The following is a 16,626-nucleotide window of genomic DNA, read 5'->3' on the forward strand; positions in this document are numbered from 1 at the left end:
TGAGATGTCCGGGAAGCGCTGGGCTGGCGCTTGAGCACCGAACTTATAGGTAAACCATGCAAACGAATCTAGTACAGCAATTTGCCAACACCCCGGAAGGGCAGGAGGCCGAATCCATCCTGCGGGCCTGCGTCCATTGTGGCTTCTGCACCGCCACCTGTCCGACTTACCAGGAGCTGAACGACGAACGCGACGGCCCCCGCGGCCGCATCTACCTGATGAAAATGTTCCTCGAAGGCGCGGAAGTTACCGAAAAAACCCGCGAGCACCTGGACCGCTGCCTCACCTGCCGCAGCTGCGAGACCACCTGTCCTTCCGGCGTGCAGTACGGCCGCCTGGTGGACATCAGCCGCGGACTGATGGAGCAGGAAATGCCGCGTGCGCCCAAAGACAGGTGGATGCGCTGGGCGCTGGCCCGAGTGATCCCCAATCGCCGGCTGTTCGGACTGTTACTGCGGCTGGGCCAGCTGTTCCGCCCGGCATTGCCGGAAAAACTGCGCACCAAAGTGCCGCCGAGAAAAGCGGCCACCCCCTGGCCGGCGGCCAGCCACAGCCGCATTGTGCTGGCACTGGCCGGCTGTGTTCAGCCATCCGCCACGCCCAACACCAACGCCGCCGCCGCCCGTATACTCGACCGTCTGGGGATTACCATGGTGGAAGCCCCGGAAGCGGGCTGTTGCGGTGCGGTGAATCACCACCTGTCGGAACATGACAAGGCCCTGGAGCGCATGCGCCAGAACATCGACGCCTGGTGGCCCGCCATCGAAGCCGGCGCTGAGGCCATCATCATGACCGCGTCGGGCTGCGGTGCCATGGTGCAGGACTACGGGCACCTGCTGCAACACGACCCGGTTTACGCCGCCAAGGCGCAAAAGGTCAGCGACCTGACGGTCGATCTTGGCGCCTTCTTGCTCAGCCAGGATCTGGAGAAGCTGAAAGTGCGGCAGAACCCGGGCAAGGTCGCTTTCCATTGCCCCTGCACCCTGCAGCACGCCATGAAGCAGAACGGCGTGGTGGAGCAGGTGCTGGCGCGGGCCGGTGTGACCCTGGCGGCCACCAAGGACAAGCATCTGTGTTGCGGTTCGGCGGGCACCTACTCGGTGCTGCAGCCGGAACTGAGCCAGAAGCTGCTAGCCAACAAGCTCACGGCGCTCACCGTCGACAATCCGGACCGCATCGTGACGGCCAACATCGGCTGTCAGATGCATCTGGAAACCCGCTCCGCCTTGCCGGTTCAGCACTGGATCGAATTACTGGACCAGTAACATCTGCTATAGTCCCCGGCTCATTTGAAACCACAGGGAGTGGAATCTTATGCCAGGGACCATGGCGCTATTTCTGTTATCTGCATTATTCTCAGCACCCGCCTTTGCCGGTGTTTACTCCTGGACAGACGACCAGGGCGTAGTGCACTTCACCGATACCCAGCCCCGTAACCAGAGCCACGAGACCGTGACGCTGAAACAGCCGTCGGTGGGGTCCATGTCAGAAAACCTGGAGCAGGGCAGGCGGGTGAACACGATTCGAAAGGATATCCGCCAGAGTTTGAAGGCGTCGTCGTCACGCACCCGGTCGCGGAGTTCGACCGGGCTGGCCAGCGCCAGTAACGACAAGCAGTGTGCCGGCTACCGCAAACGCCTCGCCCGTATCCAGCGGCAGCTGCGTGCCGGCTACAGCAACGATCAGGGCAACCGTCTGCGGCGTCAGCGGCGCAGTGTCAGCCAGGCGCTCAGCCGCGAGTGTCTTCTGCAGTAAAACGTCTCGTTGCGCCTGACCTGAGAGTGCACGGCAATGGGCGAGATTATGGCGGTGATGCCGAGTATCAGCGCAATATTGGTAATGTTGGAGCCGTAAGCATTGCCCAGCGCCAGCCTGGGATTGCCCTGCGAGGCTGCCAGCGCGGAAACCACCATTTCCGGGGCCGACGTGCCAAAGCCCACCACCACCATGCCGATCAGCAGCGGCGGCATGCCGAAATGGCGCGCGGTCACCGCGGAGCCCTCGACAAAACGATCGGCACTCCAGACCAGCAGGGCCAGTCAGGCGGCAATGGCAAGCAGAGCTGGAAGCATTATGGATCCTCGCGGTGTCAGTCGGTCACGATCAGAGTGCACAGTCTGCGGTTAACCGACAGTCATTTGCAATCGGCAAGGCAGGGTCAAGAGTGTTGATTGTCACGCCCAGAACCATAGCGGGCGCTGGCACCTTGCGGAAAAGTGCTAAACTGATTGCGCACATTCTCAGCAGCGCCAACAGGAGAAATCTCATGGCCAGTAAACGGGCAAAACCCACTCAGGAAAGCGCCATCAAGCGCGACCTGAAAACACCGAAGTACCAGATGCGAGTGGTTGAGGACAAGAGCAAGTACAAGCGTCAGCGCGACAAGTGTGTGCGGGCGGAGGATTTTCGCAAGGCTGCATGACTGCGGTTTTACGAAAGTCTTTCGGGTTGGCGGCGGTCAATCGCTTTAATTCCAGGCGCAAACCGTTGGGGCAGGGTGAGGAAATAACGGCGGACCAATAACAACAAAGCCCGCAAAAGGCGGGCTTCATCAGAATTCTAAATGGTGCCCGGAGGCGGAATCGAACCACCGACACGGGGATTTTCAATCCCCTGCTCTACCAACTGAGCTATCCGGGCGTGTTGCGCGTCTGCTGTGCAACGGGGCGCTATTAAACCGGTTTCACTGTTTTGAGTCAAGGCTGTAAGCCAAATATTTCCGGATCTTTTAGCGGTTGCTCAGGCTTTAATCAATTGCGCCTATTGCTCCGGTGGCACGTAGCCTTCGGCCTTGTCGAACGGCTCGTTATTGAAGAAGCGTTCCATCTGCGCCTGCAGGTATTTGCGGGTGTTCGGGTCCATCAGGCTCAGGTGCTTTTCGTTGATCAGCATGGTTTGCTGGTTCTGCCATTCTTCCCACGCTTTCTTGGAAACGTTCTCCCAGATTTCCTGGCCTTTCTTGCCAGGCATCGGGGGGAAGTCCAGTCCTTCCAGTTCTTGCTGGTATTTGCGGCAGAAAACGGTGCGGCTCATATCGGGTCCTGTTGAATCGGGCGCCGGTTAACCCGGCGCTGTGTCTGACGTTGCGCGATGATAACAGATAAGCCGGTGGTCAGATGAGGGCCGGCTGTTCGGGGTTGGTCAGCAGGTTGCGGATCGGGGCCGGCAAGCCGAGGGTGAGGGCTTCATCCCGGTGCAGCCAGCGCTGGCCGTCGTTGTCACTCACCGTTGTGTTCGTGGAATGGACCGCCAATCTCGCGGGCTGGATGTGCAGGTGGTAATGGCTGAACGTGTGGCGGAAGCCGCCAATCAGTTCCGCATCGCCGCAGGCAAAGCCGAAAGCCTGCCCGCAGGCTTCGGGCAGCTCATCGGCACCCAGGGCCGGGTCCAGTTCCGGCAGGCTCCACAGGCCGCCCCAAATGCCACTGGGTGGGCGTCTTTCCAGCAGGATACGACCTGCATGGTCTTCGAGAATGACCATCCAGGTAATCTTTTCGGGCTTGGCTTTCTTTGGCTTGGAGCCCGGGTACAGGCGGATGTCGTCATTCTCGTAGGCGACACAGCCGCTCTGGAGCGGGCATTGCTGGCATTTCGGGCGGGAGCGGGTACAGACCATGGCGCCCAGGTCCATGATGGCCTGGGTGTAATCGCGAACCCGGCTGTGCGGTGTGTGTTGCTCGGCGTGCTGCCAGAGCGTGTTCAGTACGCTGGTTTGTCCGGGCCAACCCGGTACGGCGTGGTAGCGTGCCAGTACCCTTTTGACGTTGCCATCAAGAATGGCAGCGCGCTTGCCGAACGCCTGCGCCAGAATGGCGGCGGCGGTGGAGCGGCCGATCCCGGCCAGCGCTTCCAGTTGCTGCTGATCGTCGGGAAATTCACCGCTGAACTCGTTGACCACGGCTCTCGCCGCTTTCTGCAGGTTGCGGGCCCGGGCGTAATAGCCCAGTCCGGACCAGTGGCTGAGTACATCGTCCTCGGGGGCCGCCGCCAGCGTTTCCACATCCGGGAAGCGAGCCATGAAAGCCTCGAAGTAGGGAATGACCGTGGCGACCTGGGTCTGCTGGAGCATGATCTCCGATACCCAGACCCGGTAGGCACTACGATTGTGGTGCCACGGCAGGTCGTGCCTGCCGTGCTGGTCGTACCAGGCCAGAAGCTCCCGGGCAAACCGGTCGCTCATCGGTTGAACAGGCCTTTGACCGCATCCTTGATCTTGCCGCCTTCTTCGCCCAGCTTCTCATCGATTTTCTCGCGGGCTTTCTCTTCCGCCTTGGCTTTGGCGCGGTCGGTTTCCTCTTTCACTTTGGCGCGTGCCGCATTGGCTGCAATGTCCTTGATGGTGTCGCGGAAGCGTGAACCGTCGAAAGAGCACAGGCCTGCAGGATCCTCGGAGAAGTTGCCGCGGCATTCGACCGGAATCACCACGTTTTTTACGTACTCGGTTACGCGGCAGGCTTCGTCGCGGTGGATCTCACCCACCACTTTCAGGCCGATCTCGTAGTCCAGCTCGGTTTTTTCCAGATCCACGGTGCCATTACCCTCCAGACGCATACCGGCGAGCGCCGCCACCAGGTCGGTGTTGTTCAGTGTATTGCCATCAATCTTGAGCGTGCCCTTCATGTCATTGAATGGCGTTGTAGTACCCCAGTCGTTGGCACTCAGGGTGTCCTGGTTCGCCAGCGCAATGCCCTGGCAGGCCATGCGGGTCAGGTTCATCTGGCGGAATTCGCCCTCGGCGAGGTTGAAGCTGATATCGCCTTTGGCATTGTTCCGCAGTGCAGAGATGCGGTTGCCTGCGGTTCTGATATCCAGATTCAGGTTGGCGCCGCCTGAAAGCATGTCGACCTCTGCGAGGTCGGTCAGCAGGGGCAGCGTCTGCACGTTGACTACTTTGGAGCCGATAGCCCATGTGGGATTGTCTTTGCGGGCATCCAGCGTGACGTTGGCGTCGAAGCTGCCGTAGTAGAGCTTGCCGCTGAACTCCTCCACTTTCATCAGACCGTCTTTCGCTGTGATGGACGACTTGATTTCATTGATGTTGAGGTTGCTGATGACCAGCTCGCCCAGGCCAATGTCAATGTCCAGCAGCAGGGTGCGCAGGGTTTCCAGTGGCAGCAGGTCGGACTCTTCTGGGGCGCCTGCGGCAGCCGTGGCCTGCTCACCAGCGTCGCCGTCCTGAGCGGCGTCGGACGATTCCTCGGAAGCGGTCTCGCCTTCCTCCGCTTTCGGTGGCAGGTAGCGATCTGCGTTGATGGCATCACCCTGCAGAGCTAGCACCACTGCGCTGTTGTTGAGGGTGTAGCTGCCGCCGCCAGTGAAGGTAGTGTCGTCGAGGCTGATGGTCAATTCGCTCAGTGCCACGGTGCCGGCCGGCCCACCAATCTGAGTAGAGAAGGCAATGGCTTCGAGTACGTCCGGATCGTCGGTCTCAATGGCGGGCTGGCCAAGGGCCGCGAGCAGCTTCTTCAGCGAGAACTGGTCAATGCTCATTTCGCCCTTCAGCTCGGGCTTGTCGCCGAAGCCGTTAACCGCCAGATCGGCATTCAGTTTCAGGTCCGCGAGGCTGGCGGTGAAGCCGTTAAGCGTGGCGGTTTCGTTCTCCAGATTAGCTTCAACGGCGCCAGCCAGCTTGGCGGTAACGGATTTGCCGCCGAACGGCTCGCCGTTCATGTCGAAGGTCGCGTCCAGTTCCGAAATGCCGAACTCGTTCAGGGCCTCGTTGGCCGCAAGGCGGGCACTGAGGCGGCCGTCTACGGCAAACTGGGGCTGGTTGGTTTCGAAACGGAAGCTGATGTCCAGCGGAAAGCTGCTGCCCAGGGTGATCTCGCTGGCGTTGACCGTGAAGTCTTCCAGGGTCACGGATTGACCGGTGCTCGCGTCGTTGTAATGAATCTGAGCGTTGCTGATTTGCACATTCTCAACGTTGAAGTTCAGCGGCTCACTGTCGCCGGCCGGTGCTTCGGTGTCCGCCGGTTCAGTTGCCTGTTTATCAGCCGCTGCCTGCTCCTGTGCCGCGGTGTCCTCCCCCGTGGCGTCACCCTCAGGCATGATGCGTGTCCAGTTGCCGTTGCCGTCTTTGTCAACGTTCAGGCGGGCATCAAGCCCGTCAAGCAGGAAGGTGTTGACCCGCGGTGACATGGCAATGAGCGACCAGAAATCCACCTGGGCCACGAGTTGGTCCAGGCGCACAAAGCGCTCGCCTTCCAGCATGGCTTCCACATTGTTGAGCTCAAGGCCCAGAGGAATGAACGACCAGCCGATGTCGCCCTCCAGGATCAGATCAAGGTTGGTGGCATCTTCGGCCGCCTTCTCGATCTGGGGTTTGTAGGTGTTGGGGTCGATGACCAGAACGGCGACGGCCACGGCTGCAATAGCCAGCACGATAAGGCCGACAATGGCGAGGGCGATGTAGCGAACAGCTTTCATATTTCAGGCTTCCTTCCATTTGATGCGTTCAGGTGCCGCAAAGTGAGTAAATCTAAGGATAACGCAGGGGTAACAAAATAAAAGCGCCGATGTATGACAATACGGTATTGATAGGCCAAAATAGGCACACTGTTTTTTCATATTGTCCTGAAGACAAACCTACAACGATAAAAAGGAGTTGGCTGTGGCTATCACTGTATCGATCGAACTGAACCGGGAACTTGAAATACCGGGCGGTTACGATGAAGTATTCGATCTGTTGGCCGATGTGCCCCGCTCTGCGAGTCACTTCCCGAAAGTCGACAAGCTGGTGGATCTGGGCGACAACACGTACCGCTGGGAAATGGAAAAAGTGGGCGTGGACAAGCATGCGATCCAGTCCGTGTACGCGTGCAAGTACGCGGCAGACAAAGACGGCGGCCGCATCACCTGGGAACCGGTCAAGGGTGAGGGTAACGGGGTGGTTCGGGGCTCCTGGACCCTCAAGGCCAAGGGTGATAACACCACCGCGGTCAGGTTCCAGACCCGTGCAGAACTCACGGTGCCGCTGCCGAGCCTGCTGAAGCTGGCGATCAGCCCGGTGATCAAGCACGAGTTCAACAGCCTGGTGGATACCTACATGAACAACCTGAAGAAGGCGTTCTGAGCACCCCGGGTATCGACGCCGTCATTGTGGGACTCCGGGATCCAGAAAAGGTATAATCCGCCAATCAACATTTTCCGGCATTGTGCCCTTTATAACCTGGAGTCCCCATGGCCGAACGTAAGGCTCGGGTAGAAAGAAATACCCTCGAAACCCAGATCACTGTCGAGATCAATCTCGATGGCACCGGTACGTCTTCTTTTGATACCGGCGTGCCGTTCCTCGAGCACATGATGGACCAGATCGCCCGCCACGGGCTGGTGGATCTGAACATCGTCTCCAAGGGCGATCTCCACATCGACGATCACCACACCGTGGAAGACATCGGTATTACCCTGGGGCAGGCGTTCCGGCAGGCAGTGGGTGACAAGAAAGGTATCCGTCGTTACGGTCATGCTTACGTGCCGCTGGATGAAGCCCTGTCCCGGGTGGTAATCGACTTGTCCGGGCGTCCGGGCCTGATGATGGACGTTCCCTACACCCGCGGCTCCGTGGGCGGCTTTGATGTGGATCTGTTCGCGGAGTTCTTTCAAGGCTTTGTGAATCATTCCATGGTGACCCTGCACATCGATAACCTGAAAGGCAAGAACACCCACCACCAGATCGAAACGGTGTTCAAGGCTTTCGGCCGTGCCCTGCGCATGGCCATCGAGATGGACGAGCGTATGGCGGGTATTACCCCGTCCACCAAAGGCTCTCTGTAAACGGTCATCCAAGGACACCGCATCAACCATGAAAACCGTTGCCATCATCGACTACGGCATGGGCAACCTGCACTCTGCCAAAAAAGCGGTAGAGCACGTAGCCCCGGACACCACCGTACTGGTCACTGACAACGCCGAAACCATCCGCGAAGCCGACCGGGTGATCCTGCCCGGCGTCGGCGCTATCCGGGACTGTATGGCCGAAATCCGCCGCCTGGGTGTCGACACCCTGGTGCGCGAGGTGTCGCAGGATCGCCCGTTTCTGGGTATCTGCGTGGGCATGCAGGCACTGATGTCCCGCAGCGAAGAAAACGGCGGCGTCGACTGCATCGGGCTGTTCCCCTCGGAAGTACGCTACTTTGGCGATGACCTGAGCGGGAACGGTGAGCGCCTGAAAGTGCCTCACATGGGCTGGAACGAGGTCTACCAGACCTTCGAACATCCGCTGTGGCACAACATCCCCGACGGCGACCGTTTCTATTTTGTGCACAGCTACTACGCCGAGGCCGAGGGCAATGCCGATATGGCCGGCCGCACGCGTTACGGTGTGGATCTGGCCGCCGCGGTGGCAAAAGACAACATTTTTGCAGCGCAGTTCCACCCGGAGAAAAGCGCCCGGGCGGGGCTGCAGTTACTGAAAAACTTTACTGACTGGACCGGAACATGCTGATTATCCCCGCCATTGATCTGAAAGACGGCAAGTGCGTGCGCCTGCGCCAGGGCCGCATGGACGATTCCACTGTGTTCGGTGACGATCCCGTGGATATGGCCACCCGCTGGGTGGACGCCGGCGCCCGCCGCCTGCATCTGGTGGATCTGAACGGCGCATTTGCCGGCGAGCCGGTGAATGGCGAAATTGTTCAGGCTATTGCCCGCAAGTATCCGGACCTGCCGATCCAGATCGGCGGTGGCATCCGTTCCGCCGACACCATCGAAGCCTACCTGAAGGCCGGTGTGCAGTGGGTGATCATCGGTACCAAAGCGGTGAAAGAGCCCGAGTTTGTCACCGAGATGTGCAAAAAATTCCCGGGCCACATCATTGTGGGTCTGGACGCCAAAGACGGCCGTGTTGCCACCGACGGCTGGGCGGAAGTGTCGGAAGTGATGGCCACCGATCTGGCCAAGCGCTTTGCCAATGATGGCGTGGATTCCATCGTCTACACCGACATCAGCCGCGATGGCATGATGCAGGGCGTGAACGTGGAAGCGACAGCGGCGCTGGCGGAAGCCGGCGGTATTCCGGTGATCGCCTCCGGCGGTGTCACCAACATGGATGACCTCAAGCGTCTGGCTACCGTGGCCGACAAAGGCATCCTCGGTGCCATCACCGGCCGCGCCATCTACGAAGGCACTCTGGATGTGGCAGAGGCCCAGGCCTATTGCGACAGCCTCCAGGCATAAGGATACCGACGATGGCACTGGCCAAACGCATTATCCCCTGCCTCGACGTGGACAAGGGCCGCGTGGTAAAAGGCGTGAATTTTGTCGATATCCGTGATGCCGGAGACCCGGTGGAAGTGGCCCGTAAATACAACGAGCAGGGCGCCGACGAAATCACCTTCCTGGACATCACTGCCAGCCACGAGAGCCGCGACACCACCTATGAAACCGTGGAACGCATGGCCAGCCAGGTGTTTATCCCGCTGACTGTCGGGGGTGGCGTGCGTACCGTCGAGGACATTCGCAAGCTGCTGAATGCCGGCGCCGATAAGGTCTCGATCAACACCGCGGCGGTGTTCAATCCGGAATTTGTGCGCGAAGCGGCGGAGCGGTTCGGTCGTCAGTGCATCGTGGTGGCGATTGACGCCAAACGGGTGTCGGCAGACGGTGAAGCCCCGCGCTGGGAAATATTTACCCACGGTGGTCGCAAGCCCACCGGGCTGGATGTGGTGGCGTGGGCCCGGAAAATGACAGAGATGGGCGCTGGTGAGTTATTGCTGACCAGTATGGATCGTGACGGCACCAAGATCGGTTTTGATCTGGGTCTGACCCGCGCGGTCAGCGATGCGGTGTCGGTGCCGGTGATTGCCTCCGGTGGCGTCGGCGAGTTGCAGCATCTGGCGGACGGCGTCACCGAAGGCGGTGCGGACGCGGTGCTGGCGGCGTCGATTTTCCACTTTGGCCAGCACACTATTCCCGAAGCGAAGGCGTTTATGAAAGCCCAGGGGATTGAGGTAAGGGAATAATCTATTCTTTCCGGGCGTAAGCAGGCCTTATGGTCTGCTTTTCGCCTTCCGCAAACATCGGGCGGTTGTTGTTTCTCATCGCCCACAGACCACTCACGGTGGCCACCGCAATGCCCTGTTCATCCAGCATCGGCAGATGCTTCTCCAGATAGTCCACGGTGACCTTGTGCGGGTGGCCAATGCCCACGGCACTGCCGTTTTCCCTCGCCCGCTTGATCAATAGCTTGAATTGCCGATCCACGTACTCCTCGGTTTGCTCGTGATCCAGAAACACATCACGGGTCAGGGTGGGAATGCGATAGGCATCGGCCACCTCACCGGCGATGGACGATGCGATGGTGCGGCTGTCGACAAAGTACACCGGGTACCGGTCCAGCTCCGACATCACCCAATCCATCGCCTTGAGCTGCTGGGTCAGCAGGCTGCCCATGTGGTTGTTGACGCCTTTGACGTGGGGGATGGACTGCAGCGCCCGGCGAAGGGTGCCTTTCAGGCTCTGTGAATCCATATCCGATGTCAGCCCGCCGGGTCCGAGCCCGAAATTACGGGTGTTGGCCATGGGGGCGTGCAGCATGATTTCTTTCTGTCTCTGATGGGCCAGCTTTGCCAGTGGCACGGTGTGCCGGCGGTAGGGCAGAAAGGCCAGGGTCACCGGCTGCTCGAGATTGACCAGCCGCGTGCCTTCGTGAAGATTGTGCCCCATATCATCAATGATGATGGCGATGGTGGGCGGCATTTGCCCGGCATCGCGAGGGCCGGGGGTATCTGCCCTGACGGAGGATGCCACCAGAGTCGCGGCAACCAGAATAAGCAGTCGTTTCAAGGGCATCAATCCATGCTGGTCCGGTCAGAGCCGTTGTTGCGCTTGTCTAGAATGCGCAGCCCCTTGAGCAGGTTGAGCGCCGAGCGCAGCTGATAATCACGCTCGGCCGCGGAGGCGTTCTGAGCCTGTCCCGCCGCATTGTCCTCGCCCTCGCTCTCCAGATGACCACTCAGATCAGCCTCGGTAAAGAAGGGGCCACCCTCGATCTCCTGCAGTTCGGCGGGCTTGACCTCAATGTCGGGCCTGATGCCTTTGGCCTGAATCGAGCGGCCATCCGGCGTGTAGTAGCGGGCCGTGGTCATCTTGATGGCGTGGGTCTCATCCAGCGGAATAACGGTCTGCACGCTGCCTTTGCCGAACGATTGAGTGCCCATGACCACCGCGCGCTCGTGGTCCTGGAGGGCACCCGCAAGGATTTCGGAGGCCGAGGCCGAGCCGCCGTTGATCAGTACCACAATGGGGGTGCCTTCCATCAGGTCGCCGGCCTTGGCATTGAAACGAAGGCGGGAGCTCTGGATGCGGCCTTCGGTGTAGACGATCAGTCCCTCGTCCAGCAAGGCATCCGCGGCTTCAACTGCAGCCTGCAATATGCCGCCGGGATTGTTTCGCAAATCGATGACCAGGCCGTCGAGGTCTTTGCCGTAATCTTCCTCGAGCTTGTTCAGGGTGTCCTTGAACTGGGTGCCGGTATCGGCCTGGAACTGTGTGATCCGCACGTAGCCATAGCCGTTGTCGATCAGCCGTGACTTGATGCTGGTGACCTTGATGATGTCGCGCTCAACGTCGATTTCGATGGGTGCGCTCTCGCCTTCACGCATGATGGTGAGGGTGAGGACGGAGCCGGGCTTGCCACGCATCAGCTTGACAGCTTCCCCCAGCGACATGCCCTTGACCGGCTGGTCGCCAAGCTTGATGATCAGGTCTCCTGCCTGCACGCCGGCTTTCTGGGCCGGGGTGTCATCAATCGGGGCAATAACTTTTACGAAGCCGTCTTCCATGCCCACTTCGATGCCGAGCCCGCCAAACTCGCCGGAAGTGCTTTCTTCCAGCTGCTCATAATCTTTCGGGGCCAGGTACGTGGAATGGGGGTCGAGTTCTGACAGCATGCCCTTGATCGCGCTCTCCAGCAGTTCGCGATCGTCAACTTCTTCCACATAGGCGTCTTTGATGCGGCTGAACACCTCGGTGAATTTGCGCAGGTCGTCCAGCGGAAGCTGCTCTTCCGGATCGGGTAACTGAATCTGGACCCGTTCACCGTTCTGCACGCCCTCAAGCAGTTCATCGGTTCGGTCATCAGATGCCTGGGCGTGGCTGAGGCCGGGAAGTGCAACAAAGCAGGCAATCAGAGTCAGTGCGCGGATGGTGTTGGCATGATGTGTACTTCTGGCCCGTCTCATTCACTTATCCTGTGTTTATTCCGATGGTTGAACAGTTCCCTGCCCGTCCGGACAGTATGGCGTTACTGTCCCGGTTTGTCAGCCCTTGGCCATCCGGCCCAGGAGGGGGCTTACTTGCCAAGCCAGCCGCGGGGGTTGACCGGTTTGCCGTTGTGGCGGATTTCAAAATAGAGTGCGGGATCTTCGGTGCCGCCGGTGCGGCCGGCGGCGGCGATGGTCTGGCCGGCGTCCACCCAGTCTCCGGGACTGGTGAACAGGCTGCTGCTGTGACCATAAAGTGTCATGTAGCCGTCACCGTGGTCGACAATCGTCATCAGCCCGAAGCCCCTGAGCCAATTGGCAAACACCACCCGGCCATAATGAATGGCGCGGATGTCAGCGCCTTCTGTGGTGTTCATCATCAGGCCGTTGCGGCGCAGTTTGCCGTCGGCATAGCGCTCGCCGAAATTGCTGAACACCTTGCCTTTGGCCGGCCAGGGCAGCTTGTTGCGTAGAGATTTGAACGGCTTGGATTCGTTGGGTGACGGTATGCTGGCGATGGCTTCCTCCACCTCCCGCAGCAGCAGCTCCAGGCGCTCCCGGTCAGCCTCCAGCTCTTCCCGCTCGCCTTTGCGGTCGCTGATCTCGGAATTCAGTGAGGCGAGGGTTTTCTGGCGCTTGGACTTGTTGGCCGTCAGTTCCTGTTGGCGTTGTTCAACGTCCTTTTCCAGCTTGCCAAGGCGAACGCGGGTGACCTGAACGTCCTGACGGGTTTCACGCAACTGCCGGAGATTCTCGTTGAACACTTCCAGCCGCTGTACTGTGTCCCGGCTCAGATACTCGTAGTAGGTCATGGTGCGGGCGATCCTGTCCGGATCAATTTCATTGAGCAGAACTTTGACCGCTGGCGCGTCGCCTTCCATCCAGGCGGCGCGGATCTGCTTTTTCAGGCTTTGGCGCTGGCTTGCCAGGGTTCGGGTGAGGTCAGTTTCCTGTTTTTCGAGGTCTTTCAGGCGTTGTTGCTGTTCTTTCGTCTGCTGCCGCAGCTCCCGCCGTTCGCGGGTCAGCCGGCCGATGTCCCGCTCAAGGTCCGTCAGCTGCCGTTCCAGTGAGGAGCGGTTCTTTTCGGCTTTCGCCAGCCATTGGTCAATGTCGGCGATCTGTTCCTTCAGGGCCCTGATCTGGCCGGGGGTCACTTCTTCCTCGGCCACTGCCGGCAGGGCACTGCAGAGCAGTGCCGCTATCAGCAGCAGTCGGGTCAGCAAAGGCCGGATCAATCGATGTCTACCAGGCTGTGCCCGGTCATTTCCGCTGGTTGCTCCAGGCCCATCAGGGTCAGCAGTGATGGCGCCACATCGCTCAGACTGCCATCATCCTTCAGGTTGATCTTGCGGTGCCCGGTGTACACCAACGGCACCGGGCCGATGGTGTGCGCAGTGTGAACCTGGCCGGAGCTGGGGTCGGTCATCTGCTCGCAGTTGCCGTGATCGGCGGTGATCAGCGCCTCACCGCCAACTTCATCCAGCGCCTCGACAACGCGTTTGACGCACTGGTCCAGACATTCGGCGGCCTTGATGGCCGCATCCAGCTTGCCCGTGTGACCGACCATGTCGCCGTTGGCGTAGTTGCAGATCACCAGGTCATACTTGCCGCTCTTGATCGCCTCGACCAGTTTGTCGGTCACTTCGGGGGCGCTCATCTCCGGTTGCAAATCGTAGGTTGCCACCTTGGGGGAGGGCACCAGAATACGATCTTCACCCTCGAACGGCGTTTCCAGGCCGCCGTTAAAGAAGAAGGTCACGTGGGCGTATTTCTCGGTTTCGGAGATGCGCAGCTGGGTTTTTCCCAGCGCCGAGACGTATTCGCCCAGACCGTTGCTCAGATGCTCCGGCGGGTAGGCGCAGGCGGTTCTGATATCAGCCGCGTACTCGGTCAGCATCACAAAATCCGCCAGTTCCGGATGTTTGCGACGATCGAAACCGTCAAAATCCTTGTCCACGAAGGTGCGTGTCATTTCGCGGGCGCGGTCGGCACGGAAGTTCATGAACAGCACCGCGTCGCCGTCGTTGATGGTGCCTTCTGGCTCACCGGCACTGTGAATGCGGGTGGGTTTGACGAACTCGTCGTTTTCACCGCGCTCGTAGGCCTGCTCTAGAGCCGACATCGGGTCCGCTGCCACAAACTCGCCATCCCCCAGGGTCATCAGGTTGTAAGCCGCTTCCACGCGGTCCCAGCGGTTGTCGCGGTCCATGGCGTAGTAGCGTCCAACAATGGAGGCAACACGACCCACACCCAGGCTCTTCAGTTTGGCGGAGGCTTTTTCCAGCGACGGCTTGGCGCTGCGCGGTGGCATGTCGCGACCGTCCAGGAAGGCGTGAATATACACTTCCTTCGCGCCCCGGGCGGCGGCCATCTCGGCCGTTGCCATAATATGATCCTCGTGACTGTGCACACCGCCCGGTGACAGCAGCCCCATGAGATGAACGGCACGTCCATTACCTACGGCTTTGTCGATAGCGGCACACAGTGTCGGGTTTTTTGCGAAGGTGCCGTCTTCAACGTCTTTGTCGATGCGGGTCAGGCTCTGATACACCACGCGGCCGGCACCCAGGTTCATATGACCAACTTCGGAGTTGCCCATCTGGCCCTGGGGCAGCCCCACAAACATACCGGAGGTGTTGATCAGGGTTTTCGGCTGTTGCTGCCAGAGCTTGTCCCAGAAGGGGGTGTTGGCGTTGCTGATGGCATTGTCGTCGGCTGGGTCGCGGTGGCCCCAGCCGTCCAGAATAATCAGTGCAGTCGGCTTACGCGTCGCAGTCATCACTTGATCCGCTATGGTTTTGAAGTTTGTAAAGGGAAGTGCAGATTCTAACCGTTTTCATTCCGTCAGGCCACGTAGGTCTGCCTTCTGTCACCGGAGCCGGGTGTGTATAATCCCGCCAAACTAATTAACTGGGTGTTTTCATGGACAGGTTTATTGAATTTGCCGTCAACCACTACATTCTGGTGTCGCTGTTCGTTGCTTTCCTGCTGGCGATTCTGCTGCTGGAGTCCCGCCGTGGCGGGCAGAAGATCTCAGCGCAGGGAGCGGTAAGTCTGATCAACCGTGACGAAGCCGTGGTGGTGGATATCCGTGATCGCAAAGACTTCACGGAGGGCCGCATTACCGGTTCGGTCAATATCCCGCTGAACGCCATTAAAGGCCGCGCCAATGAACTGAAAAAGTTCAAGGACAAGCAGATTATTGTGGCCGACAAGATGGGCCAGCATTCCGCGATGGCGGTCAAGCAGCTGAAAGCTGAAGGATATGAGAACGTGGTCCGCCTCAATGGTGGCATTGCGGACTGGAAAAGCAGTAACCTTCCTCTGGTCAAGAAGTAAAACACTGAATAATACGAAAAGGATTGAACATGGCTGAGAATCAGCAAGGCGCCGCCGGCAGCGAAAACCAGAACCAGCCGCAATTCGCGCTGCAGCGTATCTATGTGAAGGACCTGTCCTTCGAATCTCCCAACTCGCCGGTGGTCTTCCAGGAGCAGTGGAAGCCGCAGGTGAACCTGGACCTGAACACCTCCCACAACAAGGTGAGCGACAACCAGTATGAAGTGGTGTTGTCCCTGACCGTCACCGCAAAAATGGGTGAGAAGGTGGCGTACATCGTCGAGATTCAGCAGGCCGGTGTGTTCCTGTTGCAGGGCATTGAAGGTCCGCAGCTGGGCCAGATGCTCGGCGCGTATTGCCCGACCATCCTGTTCCCGTATGCCCGTGAGGCGATTGACGGCGTGGTGAACAAAGGCAGCTTCCCGGCCCTGATGCTGGCACCGGTGAACTTTGACGCTATCTATGCCCAGGCGCTCAAGCGCAAGCAGGAAGAAGGCGTGGGTGAAGCCAAAGAGGAGCAGACTCACTGAGGGAATTCCCCATGAGTTGCCCATAAAAAAACCGGCGCATGCCGGTTTTTTTATGTCCGGGCTTTGCTGCCACCGCTTCTGCCGCGGTGCTCAGACGGCACCGTCAAACCCCAGTTGCCGCCATGCCTCGTACACCACCAGAGCGGCGGTATTGGACAGGTTCAGGCTGCGGCTCTGCGGGCGCATCGGCACCCGCAGACGCTGGTTGGCGGGCAGCGATTCCCGCACAGCGGCGGGCAGGCCCCGGGTTTCCGGGCCGAACATCAGGTAGTCCCCCGGCTGAAACGCCGTCTCGTGATAGGGCTGGCTGCCTTTGGTGGTCAATCCGAACAGTCTTGTTGGTTGTTCGCTATCCAGAAAAGCCTGGTAATCCTTGTGCACGGTCACCGTGGCGTATTCGCTGTAGTCCAGCCCCGCCCGCCGCATCTGCTTGTCTTCCAGGCTGAATCCCAGCGGCTCAATCAGATGCAGCCGACACCCGGTATTGGCGCACAGCCGGATGATATTCCCGGTATTGGGCGGAATTTCCGGCTCGTACAGCACCACATGCAGCATGG

Annotated in this window: 18 protein-coding genes, 1 tRNA gene and 1 pseudogene; 10 read left to right on the forward strand and 10 right to left on the reverse strand. The window is 59.6% G+C overall.

Annotated features, from left to right (window positions below; genetic code table 11):
- Nucleotides 1–56 precede the first annotated feature (56 nt).
- Both glcF and R0125_RS02015 read left to right on the forward strand, forming a co-directional pair.
- Nucleotides 57–1,265, forward strand: a complete 1,209-nt coding sequence (gene glcF / locus R0125_RS02010) for a glycolate oxidase subunit GlcF (RefSeq protein WP_317236948.1) — start codon at nt 57–59, stop codon at nt 1,263–1,265.
- A 49-nt stretch (nt 1,266–1,314) separates the two neighbouring features.
- On the forward strand, nt 1,315–1,755 hold the full coding sequence (locus R0125_RS02015) for a DUF4124 domain-containing protein (RefSeq protein ID WP_317236949.1): 441 nt from the start codon (nt 1,315–1,317) through the stop codon (nt 1,753–1,755).
- Between the two features lie 5 nt (nt 1,756–1,760).
- Here the strand turns inward: R0125_RS02015 and R0125_RS02020 are convergent.
- Nucleotides 1,761–2,039: pseudogene (locus R0125_RS02020) on the reverse strand (calcium/sodium antiporter); the annotation flags it as partial.
- A gap of 227 nt (nt 2,040–2,266) precedes the next feature.
- Here R0125_RS02020 and R0125_RS02025 point away from each other — a divergent pair.
- Nucleotides 2,267–2,422 carry a hypothetical protein gene (locus R0125_RS02025; RefSeq protein WP_248182347.1) on the forward strand — a complete coding sequence of 52 codons (156 nt, stop codon included), beginning with the start codon at nt 2,267–2,269 and terminating at the stop codon, nt 2,420–2,422.
- Between the two features lie 142 nt (nt 2,423–2,564).
- On the opposite strand, the gene R0125_RS02030 is transcribed toward R0125_RS02025, so the two are convergent.
- The 4 genes from R0125_RS02030 to R0125_RS02045 form a co-directional block, all read right to left on the reverse strand.
- Nucleotides 2,565–2,640, reverse strand: a tRNA-Phe gene (locus R0125_RS02030).
- 120 nt (nt 2,641–2,760) lie between these two features.
- Entirely contained in the window at nt 2,761–3,033 is a 273-nt protein-coding gene (locus R0125_RS02035; protein WP_248182345.1) for an oxidative damage protection protein, read from the reverse strand.
- Nucleotides 3,034–3,112: 79 nt separating this feature from the next.
- Nucleotides 3,113–4,180: an A/G-specific adenine glycosylase gene (gene mutY / locus R0125_RS02040; protein ID WP_317236950.1), complete on the reverse strand. Its 1,068-nt coding sequence runs from the start codon at nt 4,178–4,180 to the stop codon at nt 3,113–3,115.
- The gene (locus R0125_RS02045) at nt 4,177–6,426 is read right to left on the reverse strand and encodes an AsmA family protein (RefSeq protein ID WP_317236951.1); all 2,250 of its coding nucleotides are present in this window, start codon (nt 6,424–6,426) and stop codon (nt 4,177–4,179) included. Before R0125_RS02045 ends, mutY begins: the two co-directional genes overlap by 4 nt.
- A gap of 184 nt (nt 6,427–6,610) precedes the next feature.
- On the opposite strand from R0125_RS02045, the gene R0125_RS02050 reads away from it, so the two are divergent.
- The 5 genes from R0125_RS02050 to hisF all read left to right on the forward strand — a co-directional run bounded on the left by R0125_RS02050 (nt 6,611) and on the right by hisF (nt 9,959).
- A complete protein-coding gene (locus tag R0125_RS02050) occupies nt 6,611–7,072 on the forward strand; it encodes an SRPBCC family protein (protein ID WP_317236952.1) in 462 nt (153 codons plus the stop codon).
- 107 nt (nt 7,073–7,179) lie between these two features.
- A complete protein-coding gene (gene hisB, locus R0125_RS02055; RefSeq protein WP_248182341.1) occupies nt 7,180–7,773 on the forward strand; it encodes an imidazoleglycerol-phosphate dehydratase HisB in 594 nt (197 codons plus the stop codon).
- 28 nt (nt 7,774–7,801) lie between these two features.
- Nucleotides 7,802–8,443: an imidazole glycerol phosphate synthase subunit HisH gene (gene hisH / locus R0125_RS02060; protein WP_317236953.1), complete on the forward strand. Its 642-nt coding sequence runs from the start codon at nt 7,802–7,804 to the stop codon at nt 8,441–8,443.
- Complete coding sequence (gene hisA / locus R0125_RS02065) at nt 8,437–9,174, forward strand: 1-(5-phosphoribosyl)-5-[(5-phosphoribosylamino)methylideneamino]imidazole-4-carboxamide isomerase (RefSeq protein WP_317236954.1); 738 nt, start codon at nt 8,437–8,439, stop codon at nt 9,172–9,174. The genes hisH and hisA overlap by 7 nt, the downstream gene beginning before the upstream one ends.
- 11 nt (nt 9,175–9,185) lie before the next feature.
- Complete coding sequence (gene hisF, locus R0125_RS02070) at nt 9,186–9,959, forward strand: imidazole glycerol phosphate synthase subunit HisF (protein WP_317236955.1); 774 nt, start codon at nt 9,186–9,188, stop codon at nt 9,957–9,959.
- A gap of 1 nt (nt 9,960) precedes the next feature.
- Here hisF and R0125_RS02075 read toward each other — a convergent pair whose 3' ends face one another.
- The 4 genes from R0125_RS02075 to gpmM form a co-directional block, all read right to left on the reverse strand.
- Nucleotides 9,961–10,788, reverse strand: a complete 828-nt coding sequence (locus R0125_RS02075; RefSeq protein ID WP_248182335.1) for a divergent polysaccharide deacetylase family protein — start codon at nt 10,786–10,788, stop codon at nt 9,961–9,963.
- Nucleotides 10,788–12,179: a S41 family peptidase gene (locus R0125_RS02080; protein WP_317236956.1), complete on the reverse strand. Its 1,392-nt coding sequence runs from the start codon at nt 12,177–12,179 to the stop codon at nt 10,788–10,790. Before R0125_RS02080 ends, R0125_RS02075 begins: the two co-directional genes overlap by 1 nt.
- Before the next feature lie 110 nt (nt 12,180–12,289).
- Nucleotides 12,290–13,435 (reverse strand): murein hydrolase activator EnvC family protein, encoded by a 1,146-nt coding sequence (locus R0125_RS02085; protein WP_410797542.1) that lies wholly within the window; start codon nt 13,433–13,435, stop codon nt 12,290–12,292.
- Nucleotides 13,432–14,979 carry a 2,3-bisphosphoglycerate-independent phosphoglycerate mutase gene (gene gpmM, locus R0125_RS02090; protein ID WP_317236957.1) on the reverse strand — a complete coding sequence of 516 codons (1,548 nt, stop codon included), beginning with the start codon at nt 14,977–14,979 and terminating at the stop codon, nt 13,432–13,434. The genes R0125_RS02085 and gpmM overlap by 4 nt, the downstream gene beginning before the upstream one ends.
- 143 nt (nt 14,980–15,122) lie before the next feature.
- Here gpmM and R0125_RS02095 point away from each other — a divergent pair, with 143 nt between their 5' ends.
- Both R0125_RS02095 and secB read left to right on the forward strand, forming a co-directional pair.
- Entirely contained in the window at nt 15,123–15,539 is a 417-nt protein-coding gene (locus tag R0125_RS02095; RefSeq protein ID WP_248182328.1) for a rhodanese-like domain-containing protein, read from the forward strand.
- A 29-nt stretch (nt 15,540–15,568) separates the two neighbouring features.
- Nucleotides 15,569–16,069, forward strand: a complete 501-nt coding sequence (secB, locus tag R0125_RS02100) for a protein-export chaperone SecB (protein ID WP_317236958.1) — start codon at nt 15,569–15,571, stop codon at nt 16,067–16,069.
- A gap of 90 nt (nt 16,070–16,159) precedes the next feature.
- Here secB and trmL read toward each other — a convergent pair whose 3' ends face one another.
- Nucleotides 16,160–16,624 (reverse strand): tRNA (uridine(34)/cytosine(34)/5-carboxymethylaminomethyluridine(34)-2'-O)-methyltransferase TrmL, encoded by a 465-nt coding sequence (trmL, locus tag R0125_RS02105; RefSeq protein ID WP_248182403.1) that lies wholly within the window; start codon nt 16,622–16,624, stop codon nt 16,160–16,162.
- Nucleotides 16,625–16,626 lie beyond the last annotated feature (2 nt).

It is taken from the genome of Marinobacter sp. M-5 (assembly GCF_032911545.1).
GTDB classification, from domain to species: domain Bacteria; phylum Pseudomonadota; class Gammaproteobacteria; order Pseudomonadales; family Oleiphilaceae; genus Marinobacter; species Marinobacter goseongensis.